Raw genomic sequence first — 11466 nt, forward strand, 5'->3', positions numbered from 1 at the left:
GTGCGGTCAATCTTCGCATGAATGACGCACGGCGACGAGAGTCACCGGCATCGCGACCGCCCCTCACGCATTGCCCACTCCCGGTGGGAAATGATCCAACCGAACAGGCGTTTATCAACGCGCCGTGTCGCCCCACACTGCGTTGGTCCGCCGGCATTTCGGCGTTTCCCGACGAGGTCAACGATGACGCAGCCCCTTCTTCCCCGCGACGACACCTATGCACGTGGTCTCGCATTGTTCGAGCGCCTGCACGGCGCGCATAGCGGCAAGGCTCTTGCGCAGTCGCGCGAAACGCTCTGCCCGGACTTCCTGACGATGACGATGCAATGGGCGTTCGCCGGCGTGCTGGACCGTCCCGGGCTCGACCTGGCGACGCGCGAGCTGGTCGTGATCGCCAGCTGCGTGACGCTCGGGTATGCGTTGCCGCAGTTGCGTGCGCATACCGAAGCCGCGCTGGTCGCCGGCGCGACGCGCGAGCAGATCGTCGAGACGATCCTGCAGACGATGTTCTATGGCGGCGGTGCGGCCGTGAACAACGCGCTGGGCGTCGTGGTGGAAGTCTTCGCCGCCCTGCCCGATACCGACGGACTCATTCCGCCGGATCCGCAGCCGCAAAATGATCCAGCGCAAACGCGATGAATGCGCGAAGCTTGGCCGGCGCGCCGGCATCGCGCGCGTAGAGCAGGTAAAAGTCTCGGCCGCGCGACTCGTACGCGGCCAGCAGCCGATGCAGGCGGCCGGCCTCGAGGTCGGCCTTGACGAGCCCGAACGGCTGCAGGATCACGCCGCCGCCGGCCAGCGCGGCCTCGCGCAGCGCGGGGCCGCTATCGACGCGCAATCGATACGCGACAGGCACCTCGATCGCGCCGTCCGGCCCGTCGAATCGCCACCGGTAACGCGGCCCCCATCGCGTGTGACCCAGGCAATCGTGGTTCAGCAGATCCCGCGGCGTGACCGGTGTGCCATGGCGAGCCAGATAATCCGGCGACGCGCACACGACCATCCGGTAGTACGACGGCAGCGGCCGCGCGACGAGCGACGAATCGGCGAGTGGGCCGACGCGAAACGCGAGGTCGATACCGTCGCCGACCGGATCGACTACGGCATCGGTCAGCACGAGTTCGATATCGACGCGCGGGTATTGCGCGAGAAAAGCAGCGACGGCCGGCGCGAGCTGCGTGACGCCGAACGAAATCGGCGCGGCGATGCGGAGGTGACCGGACGGATCGCTACCGAGTGTCGATGCGGCGTCGTCGGCGGTCTCGACCCGATCGAGGATGTCGCGACAGCGCTCCAGGTAAAGCGCACCGGCCTCGGTCAGATGGTGGCGCCGTGTCGTGCGGTGAAGCAGTTTCACGCCCAGGCGTGCTTCGAGCGCATTCAGGTGCTTGCCGACCATGCTCGGCGACAGGCCGAGCCGCTCGGCCGCGGTGGTCAAACTGCCGGTGCTGACGATCTCGACGAACACCGACATGCTTTCGAAGCGGTCCATGGTGCCTGGGTTGGGTGAAAGGGAAATGGAGGCCGGCGAGCGCCGTCACGCGCGCGCCGCGGCAATCTTCGCATGAATGCGATCCACGACTGTCGTAATGGCGCGGCGCAAAAAAAAGCACGGGGAAGTCTCCCCGTGCCTTGTTCCTACGTCCGCATGCGTCGCGCGGGCATTTCCGCGCGGCCACGCATCAACGCCAGCCGCGGTGCCAGCCGTAGCGCGGATGCCACCATCCCCACCCGTAGTGCGGGTGATAGCGCCACGAATAGCCGGGGCCCGGCATCACGCCGACCGGCGCAACGTAGACGACGCCGGCAGGGGCGACTGCCGGCGGTTCAGCCGGGGCCACCACGCAGCCGGACAGCGACGCGCCCAACAGCAGCGACGCGACCAGGGTGTAACAGGATTTCGTTTTCATCATTGATCATCCAAACGTCGTGGCCATGTGAGGCGCACTGGGTTACTGCCAGCCGGGATGCCGCGCGCGGTAGTACTCGAGCGCAGCGGCGCGTTCCTTCTCGGCTTGCCGGGCCAGTTGCTCCGCACGCGCCATGTGGCCGCCAAACTCGCCGCCATGTTCCTGCTGGATGACGTGCATTTCCTCGATGGACCGCTGAAGATCTTGCGTGGCGGCCATCGCCTTGTTGTGAAGCTCGTCGGCGAACGCGGCATTCGCCATCAAAGCGGCGCACAGAATCACGGGGATGGATTTGAGTTTCATGAGTGCAGTTCTCCGTCTTGTTGTGAAAGGGATTGTTGCTGCAATAGAGAACGCCCCGTCCCGGCCCCCTGTTGACGCCGCATCGTCCAGACTTTGTAAATCTGTATTACGCACCGGACGATCCGGTTTTCCCCGCATACGCCAGCTTGTGATTTCCTTTCGATCCGCGCTTATGATGTCGCGAGCCACGAGACCTTCACACCCGCCATGCGCATCACGCCCCTGCCGCCCCTTCAGTGCCTCATCGCGTTCGAAGCCGCCGTGCGGCATGCGAGCTTCACGCGCGCGGCCGCCGAGCTGCACCTGACCCAAAGCGCGATCAGCCGGCAGATCCGGCAACTCGAGGCATTTCTCGGCCGCTCGCTGTTCGTGCGCGAACATCGTTCGCTGCGGCTGACGATGGCCGGCGAGCAATACGCGGCGCAGGTGCACCGTCTCCTCACGCAATGCGCGGAAGCCACGCACGACGTGATGAAGCCCTACGGCGATCTCGAACTGACGATCGCGTGCTCGTCCGGTGTGGCGCTGCTGTGGCTCACGCCGCGCCTGCCGGGGTTTCGCGCCGCGTATCCGGACATCAAGCTGCGGCTGATCGTGCGCGACGGGCTTGCGTCGATGTCGCCGGCGGAATTCGACGTGGGCGTCTACTACGTGCGCCAGCAGGCGCCCGCCGACTACACCGCGCGCAGGCTGTTCGACGAGGAAGTGTTTCCCGTCTGCGCGCCGGGTTACCTGGCCGGCCGCACGCTCGACGCGGCCGATCTCGCGAACGAGACGCTGCTGCGCCTCGAGGACGGGCAGCGTCAGTGGATGTCGTGGTCCGAATGGTTCGACCAGAACGACATCGACCGGCAGAAGGCGCAGCCGCAGGACATCACGATCAACTCGTATCCGCAGATCGTGCAGATGACGATTCTCGGCCAGGGCGTGTCGCTCGGCTGGCGCTACATGATCGACGCGTGCATCGAGGCCGGGCTGCTCGTGCGCGTGACCGAGGCATCCGCGAGCCACGGTGGCGGCTACTACGTGATCTCGCCCAACGACCGCGCGCTGAACCACGCCGCACGCCTGTTCACACGCTGGCTGTTCGAACAGGCGGAGCGGCAGACGGCGCCCTGACCCATCCCGCACGCAACGCATGCGTCCGGCGCATGCGTGCATGCGAATCTTTCGTTTCAGAAAAAAATCGCGCTGTCCTTAGCATGGGGTTCACGCGGGGCGCCCGCCCCGGCTTCTGACCAAGGAAGAGACCATGCAAGGAACGCTTTCCCCGCGCGCCGCGCCTGCCGTCGATGCGGCTGTGCAGCAGCGCCGCCGCGCCATCGTCGCGACCGTGATCGGCAACGGTCTCGAATGGTTCGATTTCACCGTCTACAGCTTCTTCGCCGTCATCATCGCGAAACTGTTCTTTCCGACCGGCAACGAACTGACGTCCGTGCTGCTGACCGTCGCGACGTTCGGCGTCGGCTTCTTCATGCGGCCCGTGGGCGGCATCGCGCTCGGCATCTACGCCGACAAGGTCGGACGCAAGGCCGCGCTGTCGCTCACCATCCTCATGATGGCCGCCGGCACCGCGCTCATCGGGCTCGCGCCGACCTACGAACAGGCCGGCATCGCCGCGCCGCTGCTGATCGTCGTCGCGCGGCTGCTGCAAGGTTTCTCGGCCGGCGGCGAGATGGGCGGCGCCACCGCGTTCCTCACCGAATACGCGCCGCCGGAGAAGCGCGCGTACTACTCGAGCTGGATCCAGTCGAGCATCGGCTTCGCGGTGCTCCTCGGCGCCGCGACCGGCACCTTCGTCACGACGTCGCTCGACGCGCAGGCGCTGCATAGCTGGGGCTGGCGGCTGCCGTTCCTGCTCGGGATCATCGTCGGGCCGGTCGGCTACTTCATCCGCAGTCACATCGACGAGACGCCCGCGTTCAGCGCCGTCGAAGCGCAGGCGAAAGAAAGCTCGCCGCTGAGGGAGGTGCTGTCCACCTACCCGCGCGAAACGTTCGCGAGCTTTTCGATGGTCATTCTGTGGACCGTCTGCACCTACGTGCTGCTCTTCTACATGCCGACCTATTCCGTGCGCACGCTGCACCTGCCGCAATCGACCGGTTTCGCGGCCGGCATGGTCGGCGGGCTGATGATCATGTGCTGCTCTCCGATCGTCGGCCGGCTCGCCGACGTGTGGGGACGGCGCGTGTTCCTGTCCGGATCGGCGCTGGCCATCCTCGTGCTCGCGTGGCCAATGTTCGCGTGGATCAACCATGCGCCCGGGTTCACGTCGCTGATCGTGTTCCAGGCCGTGTTCGGCGTGCTGATCGCGACCTACACGGGGCCGATCCTCGCGGCGTTCGCCGAACTGTTCCCGACCAAGGTGCTGTCGACGGGGCTTTCCGTTGCGTACAACTTCGCGGTCACGATCTTCGGCGGGTTCGCGCCGTTCCTGATCACGTGGCTCATCGCCCGCACCGGCAGCAACATGGCACCGGCCTTCTACGTGACCCTCGCGGCGGCCGTCAGCTTCATCGGAACGCGCTTCGTGAAGGACGCGAAGCGGGCTGCCTCCACGACTCGATAAGGATATTTCCTCATGACCATTACCGTGCTTCAGGGCGGCAACGTTCTGGACCTCGAACGAGGCGTGTTGCTCGAACATCATCATGTCGTGATCGACGGCGAACGGATTGTCGAAGTCGCCGATCGGCCGGTGGATTTGCCGAATGCGCAGCGGATCGACGTGCGCGGCAAGACCGTGATGCCGGGGTTCATCGATTGCCATGTGCATGTGCTGGCTTCGAATGCGAATCTCGGCGCGAATGCGACGCAGCCGAACATTCTCGCGGCGATTCGCTCGTTGCCGATTCTCGATGCGATGTTGTCGCGCGGGTTCACCAGCGTGCGCGATGCAGGCGGCGCGGACTGGAGCTTGATGCAGGCGGTCGAAACCGGGCTGGTGTCGGGGCCGCGGATTTTTCCGTCGGGAAAGGCGTTGTCGCAGACCGGCGGGCATGGGGACTTTCGGCCGCGCGGGGACTTGCTGGAGCCTTGCTCGTGCTGTTTCAGGACGGGCGCGATTGCGCGGGTGGTGGACGGGGTCGAAGGTGTGCGGCTTGCGGTGCGTGAAGAAATTCAGAAAGGCGCGACGCAGATCAAGATCATGGCGTCAGGGGGCGTGGCTTCGCCGACCGATCCGATTGCGAACACGCAGTACGCCGAGGACGAGATTCGGGCCATCGTGGACGAAGCCGAGGCCGCGAATACGTATGTGATGGCGCATGCGTACACGGGGCGGGCGATTGCGCGGGCCGTGCGGTGCGGGGTAAGGACGATCGAGCACGGCAACCTCGTGGACGAGGCGGCGGCGAAACTGATGCACGAGCATGGCGCGTTTGTGGTGCCCACACTTGTCACTTACGACGCGCTTGCCAAACACGGCGCGGAGTTCGGGATGCCGCCCGAATCGGTGGCAAAGGTGGCTTCCGTTCAGCAGAAGGGACGCGAATCGCTGGAAATCTATGCGAACGCCGGCGTGAAGATGGGGTTCGGGTCGGATCTGCTCGGGGAAATGCACGCATTCCAGTGCGGAGAGTTCCGGATCCGGGCCGAGGTGCTGGGGAATCTGGAAGCGCTCAGGTCGGCGACGACCGTTGCGGCGGAGATCGTCAACATGCCGGGTCAACTCGGGGTGGTCGCGGCGGAAGCGATCGCGGATCTGGTCGTGCTGGACGGGAATCCGCTCGAGGATATCGGCGTGGTGGCCGGTCAGGGCGAGCGCGTCGAATATGTGTTGCAGCGCGGGAAGATCGTGAAGATGCGGGCGAGTTAAGGTTTGCGGTCGCGCGGATCGCGCCGTGAGAGGTGGCCCTGCTCGTTCGGACAGTATTCTGAGATTTTTAAGTGGAACGTCCAGGGCGATCATGCTGCCGATTTGATCGCAGGCAGCGTCGCGAACTATGCCTCATCAACAAGACATGAGCACCGAAATGAGTTTGCATGTACTGGCATACAACCTCAAACACGTCATAGCGATACTCGGGTTCTCGAAAACCATGAAGGCGATGCGGCTGGTGGGTGCGTGAAACATCCCAGGATGGACTTGCATACCGAGGGACGACTGCCACTCGGTACTGAAGCTGTGGCGACACGCCTCGTTCACCTGAAGGCTGTGAACATGCGGCACGGAATCTGCGCCCGCCGACGCTGCGTAACGTGTTTCCACCCAGCCGCGACCCGGAGCAGACGGCGTGGGTACCCGAAAGCGGTCACTTGTCGACACGTTGCAGCCGGAGCGCATTCAACGCTTCGAGATACGATCCGGGCGCCGGTCGAATTTCGCCGTCAGGATCCATCACACGCATCGTTTGATCGGAATCCTGAATCTGAAACTCCGGATGGTCGAACCGTTTGCAATTGACGGTTCTATGCTCCGGATCGTTTGACGGCTCCGCTGCTTGCTTCGAGCTGGACGATCGAAACAATGAGCGAAAGATCATGGTTCGCACTTTTTTGAATGATCAGCGATCGGTGACGGTCCATCCTGCTACGTCGAACGCCAGCTCCTGACCGTCGCGCGTTCCGGATGTCTGTGCGCAACCTCCGGTCATGTAGCGTAGCCTCGCCGGAGGTCTCTTTCCGTTCGGCCCGGCGGGCTCGAAAAGTCAGCGGATAAGCTGTCCGGAAACCCGAGCCCACGCCGCCCGAAGTCGTCGCGCGCGGTCTTCGAAGAGATATGAGGCCGCAAGCGTCAAGAGACCTGAAATTGCCCCCGTCACGATGTGCTCGACATAGGGGATACGGTAGTGACTCGTGTGCGAGTAGACGTCGCCCAACGTCGTCAGGACGCCAACGATCAGCGCATTGCCGTATCGATGCGCGTAGAGTTTCGCCACAGGCGTGAAAGTCAACAGTACGGCCAGGAGTCCAGTAAGCAGGCCCGTATGAAACGCGATAGTCCAGTGGGCAACGCTCATGATATTTCCCCAGCTCCCCGGCATGCAGGTCATGCACGCACTGGTCGGCTGCCAGAAGCGCTGGACAAACAGTCTGACGCGGTGCTTCCACTCGGTTGACATGATGCTTTCCCATCAATGTCATCGCCACGGCCGGCGCCACCACACGTATCGTTGAAGCAGTTTCTAAACTCTTAACGAGCTTGCCGCCGTCGTCACGGATGGGTCGGCTGTGTGCCGTATAGGCCGGGCAATAACCTGGACATGGGGGAATACTACTCCACGGTTAGGCGGCCGCTGTTTCGAGCGAAACCGGAGTTCGACTCTTGCGTCTAGCGGTGCGCCCGCGTCCGTAACGCGCGTCGGACGATCCGTTTGCGCGCGAAATCGGTGGGCGGCCTCGACCCATAAAAGCCAGCCACCTCCACCGGACTCCAACGGCTGCTTGCGACCCATCACGGCCGCTCAGGGTGATGCCAATGCAATGGCGGTTGCAGGGTGCTCAACGGCCGCTCTCCACCGCGTTCGACGACCGGAGACTAGCCCCCAAAACCGCAAAAGCAGCCCATCTGGTAGCCTATAACCCTTCGCCGAAGGAGGCACATATTGGCCACTTTACTTGAGCAGCGATTAGATGAGTGCAGCGCAAAAGACATCACTCTTGCACCACTGGTAGCACAGTGGGGATTTGACAAAAGATTAATAGGGAAAGCCTTGCAAAGTGTGGGCAATCTTTTCCCGCACTACAGTCGCCATGATGAATCGCACTCAACACAAATTCTCGTCAACATCGAAAGAATTCTCGGATCATCACGGATATCTCAGTTGAGTGGGAGTGATGTCTGGCTCCTACTAGAAGCTGCATATCTCCATGATATCGGAATGGTCGTAACTCAACAGGAAAAGGAGCTGGATTGGGAAAGCGACGATTTCCGGTCGTTCGTCGCCTCCCAACAAAATACGTTCAATGGAAAATTCTCACTCGATGAATTACGACTTGGCATCGCCAATCCCATGGAATCGCTTGCTAGAAGCGAAAATCCCCTTGATTGGATTACCAATGTTAGTCAATTACTAGCGGAATACTACCGCAGAAAACACGCCGACCGGTCCGCCCGAATTGCCATCCAACCAGACACGACAATCGGCCTTAACTCCCCTAGAAATGAACTAATACCCAAACGATTGTTTTACTTACTTGGCGACATTTGTGCGATGCACGGGAAAGGTCATGCAGAGTTGATGCAGTTGCCCGCTGTCGCATCCGGCCTGGGTAAGGACAAAATTCATCCTCGATTTGTTGCCTGTATGTTGCGTCTCGGGGACTTGCTTGATCTCGACGACAATAGATTCTGCCCGGTCATGCTGCAAGTCGCGGGACAACTGCCACCAGCTACTCACGCACACATCGATAAGCACCTCGCGATCCGACATCTCCGGATAGACACGGAACGGATTGAGGTGCATGCTGTTTGCTCGACCTATGAAGGCTATGTGGAATCCGAGAAATGGTTCGATTATCTGAGGCGGGAAATAGCGTGGCAAATGGCTCATTGGGCGGATATATCTCCAGATAATCGCTTCGGACTACTGCCAACGATCGGAAATATCACGACAGAACTTAAAGGATACGAGCTCATTGAAAATGCCAGTCGCCCGCATTTTGAATTAGATCAGCCGAGAGTGATGGAGCTACTTCAGGGGGCCGGACTTTATACATCGCACAGCGATGCGCTTCGAGAGCTTTTGCAAAATGCAATCGACGCGACACTTCTATACGTATGGCTCCGGCACGGTGAGGGTGAGGCAAATGACCTACCAAGTGATATGACAATTCGACAGGGCGATAGCCCCTATGACCCAAAGATCGTTAAAATTCTTAACGAATATCCAATTGAAATAACGATCATACGATTGGGTTCAGAAATTACAGCAAGCCGGAGTTCAGTAAGGATCAAGATTCGAGATAGTGGCATCGGTATCAGTCGAGATGATCTTAAGGGGATGTCTAAGATAGGTAGATCTATTCAAGGAACCTGGAAGCATGCAGTCTACGCTCGCATGCCCAAATGGATGCGCCCATCTGGCGCCTTCGGTATCGGTTTGCAAAGTGCGTTTACGTTAACCGACGAAATTTTATATAAAACAAAAAGTATCACAAACGGAGAGGAGTTAATTATCCGCATGTCGAACCCGGTTGGGCCGGAAGAAGGTTCGATTTACGTACAGCGGGAAAATTCGTTCGCGGCGGCGAAGCGATGCGGGACAACACTTGAACTCGATATTCATCCGGAGAAAGAACGTACGTTCGGTATTCGTAGGCGGCCTTATGATTTCTTCGATCCCATAGTTGGCAGGCAGCCGTCGTATTTCGAGGGCCTGCTCGATAATGTACCTCTCCCCGTTTCTATCAATGGAATTCCCCAGCCCCGAATGTGCTCGGAACTGAATTGGCGATACCATCCGGATGCGGGCGTTGCGGTTGCATTCAACCTTGAATCGCCGGCCAGTGGGTTGCGTCTTTATTTTAAAGGGCAAAGAGTAGGCTATCGCGAAAGAAGAATAAGTGTGCCTTGCGAAGTTCATGTGAATATTTTTGGTCAAGCGAATTCAATTCTAAAAGTAAATAGAAGTGAACTTCGCGACTTCAATGTAATTGGCGAACTAATCCCGTCGATAGTTTCCACTGCAAAAATTCTATTTGCGAGCAGTCAGGACGGCACACAGAAAGCCATGCTATCAGCAACGCTGCTGGCACTGGATAATCCACATTCCGACGATTATCTAAATATGATGTGGGAGAATGACGGTAGCTATGGCGGAAGACGGCTAATTTTCGCACCCAAGCAACAGAAACCTCCCTCTCCCACTATCGGGCTCATGATTGAAGGTGGAATGGACTTATATCAAGCATTTGGCGACTATAGTCCGCGGTATGTCGTATTTGATGGCGCGTATCGGTCATGTACGCATGATTCAATTTCTATTTTCTTTCAGGCTATCGTTCATCAAGGGTACAGGGGGTATATTAAATCCGTTACGAAAAAGGGGGTGGTTATTGGAATAACCAAAAATAAGGATGCATGGGATCAAACGGCCTTGGTCGATCTGCTGCTAGCGAATCTGACTCCGGGGCTCAGGTTAGCGCTTCCGGTCACATCACGGTTCCAAAAATTGGCATCCGTTAAGTGGTCTTCTTGGGTTGGTGAAATCTCTCGTGGCGTCTTGTGTCCCGGCAGGGGAAATATGTACTCGCCTTTCTTCGTCGAGAACGGATCTATAACGACCAGCAATCTTGATCAACTAATCGAATGGACGTTTAAGAACCGGGATGACCCTACGGTCAGCCTAGGGGATATTAGGGGTTTATACGACGACTTCATCCAGTATGTGGACGATGCGATGCAAGGTTGCGCGGAATGGACGGCAGCGCGGTTGCCACCGTCTGCGTAGGCCCCAGTTTCGCGAAAGTGTCTCGGCCTAAGCATCCTGCGCTCGGAGTTGGCCGCGGCGGCCGCCTTACAGAATAACCGGGTAACCCGAATGTTTTTTTAATCGCGAATATGAGCGTCTGCGACTGGCCGAACTGAGCCAGACAACCTGACACTGTCTGTTTGGTCCGGTGAGCCGGGCTCTAGCGGGGCGTGAGTTGAACGGCGCGCGCAGCTTAGACTGCGTCGCGTACCCGCATGATCGTCTGGCGGCTCGTGCCAAATCGCCGAGCAAGCGCGGCCACGCTTGCCCCTGCGTCCAACTCGCGCAGCACGTCCGCCCGCTGCTCGTCCGACAGGGCGGACGGCCGCCCCATCGCCTTGCCTTCCGCCTTTGTCAGCGTCGGATAGATACTCCCCACTTTCGTCGAAGTAATTTTCCCCAGTTTTTTATCTGACGGCGCCGCGGTAGCGGCGCCGTCCTGTCGATCGCCGACCATATCGCCCTGGAGATCCGTCGTGGGGGTGTCGGTGGTCGAGCTGGAGGAAGTGATGACGATTCTGGAATTGCACCGGCAAGGGCTGAGTATTTCGGCCATCGCTGTTCGACTGAGTATGGACCGCAAGACCGTTCGTAAATACATCAGGAATGGCGTTCAGGCTCCGCGTTACGGGCCGCGCGCACCGCGACCGTGCGTGGTCGATCCGTTCGTTCACTACGTCACCGAACGTGTGCGCGAGTTTCCCGACCTGAGCGTCGAGCGACTGCTGCGCGAGATTCGGGCCATGGGGTACACCGGTGGCCGCACGGCGCTGGGCGACCTGGTTCGGGAGGTCCGGCCGCCCCGCCAACGTGGCTTCGAGGTGCGCTTCGAGACGCCT

9 protein-coding genes and 2 pseudogenes are annotated in these 11466 nt (G+C 60.0%); 6 read left to right on the top strand and 5 right to left on the bottom strand.

The genetic code is table 11. From position 1 onward, the window contains the following. Nucleotides 1-183: 183 nt before the first annotated feature. Complete coding sequence (locus tag HWX36_RS30930; RefSeq protein ID WP_175957637.1) at nt 184-639, top strand: carboxymuconolactone decarboxylase family protein; 456 nt, start codon at nt 184-186, stop codon at nt 637-639. Here the strand turns inward: HWX36_RS30930 and HWX36_RS30935 are convergent. The 3 genes from HWX36_RS30935 to HWX36_RS30945 all read right to left on the bottom strand — a co-directional run bounded on the left by HWX36_RS30935 (nt 590) and on the right by HWX36_RS30945 (nt 2213). After that, nucleotides 590-1492, bottom strand: a complete 903-nt coding sequence (locus HWX36_RS30935) for a LysR family transcriptional regulator (protein ID WP_208457835.1) — start codon at nt 1490-1492, stop codon at nt 590-592. The two genes, HWX36_RS30930 and HWX36_RS30935, sit on opposite strands and share 50 nt — an antisense overlap. Before the next feature lie 190 nt (nt 1493-1682). Further along, nucleotides 1683-1910: a hypothetical protein gene (locus HWX36_RS30940; RefSeq protein ID WP_175957638.1), complete on the bottom strand. Its 228-nt coding sequence runs from the start codon at nt 1908-1910 to the stop codon at nt 1683-1685. 42 nt (nt 1911-1952) lie between these two features. After that, nucleotides 1953-2213, bottom strand: a complete 261-nt coding sequence (locus HWX36_RS30945) for a hypothetical protein (RefSeq protein ID WP_175957639.1) — start codon at nt 2211-2213, stop codon at nt 1953-1955. 207 nt (nt 2214-2420) lie between these two features. On the opposite strand from HWX36_RS30945, the gene HWX36_RS30950 reads away from it, so the two are divergent. The 3 genes from HWX36_RS30950 (at nt 2421) to HWX36_RS30960 (ending at nt 6030) form a co-directional block, all read left to right on the top strand. Beyond that, a complete protein-coding gene (locus HWX36_RS30950) occupies nt 2421-3332 on the top strand; it encodes a LysR substrate-binding domain-containing protein (RefSeq protein WP_175957640.1) in 912 nt (303 codons plus the stop codon). A 133-nt stretch (nt 3333-3465) separates the two neighbouring features. Beyond that, on the top strand, nt 3466-4782 hold the full coding sequence (locus tag HWX36_RS30955) for an MFS transporter (protein WP_175957641.1): 1317 nt from the start codon (nt 3466-3468) through the stop codon (nt 4780-4782). 12 nt (nt 4783-4794) lie between these two features. Continuing rightward, nucleotides 4795-6030: an amidohydrolase family protein gene (locus HWX36_RS30960; RefSeq protein WP_175957642.1), complete on the top strand. Its 1236-nt coding sequence runs from the start codon at nt 4795-4797 to the stop codon at nt 6028-6030. Between the two features lie 832 nt (nt 6031-6862). On the opposite strand, the gene HWX36_RS30965 is transcribed toward HWX36_RS30960, so the two are convergent. Beyond that, on the bottom strand, nt 6863-7276 hold the full coding sequence (locus tag HWX36_RS30965) for a hypothetical protein (RefSeq protein WP_175957643.1): 414 nt from the start codon (nt 7274-7276) through the stop codon (nt 6863-6865). Between the two features lie 483 nt (nt 7277-7759). On the opposite strand from HWX36_RS30965, the gene HWX36_RS30970 reads away from it, so the two are divergent. After that, nucleotides 7760-10606 carry a hypothetical protein gene (locus HWX36_RS30970; protein ID WP_175957644.1) on the top strand — a complete coding sequence of 949 codons (2847 nt, stop codon included), beginning with the start codon at nt 7760-7762 and terminating at the stop codon, nt 10604-10606. A gap of 214 nt (nt 10607-10820) precedes the next feature. Here the strand turns inward: HWX36_RS30970 and HWX36_RS30975 are convergent. After that, nucleotides 10821-10979: pseudogene (locus tag HWX36_RS30975) on the bottom strand (helix-turn-helix domain-containing protein); the annotation flags it as partial. A gap of 124 nt (nt 10980-11103) precedes the next feature. Between HWX36_RS30975 and HWX36_RS30980 the strand changes: the two are divergent. Next, nucleotides 11104-11466, top strand: a pseudogene (locus tag HWX36_RS30980) (IS21 family transposase); the annotation flags it as partial.

This window comes from Burkholderia sp. BCC0405, from assembly GCF_902833075.1.
GTDB lineage: Bacteria > Pseudomonadota > Gammaproteobacteria > Burkholderiales > Burkholderiaceae > Burkholderia.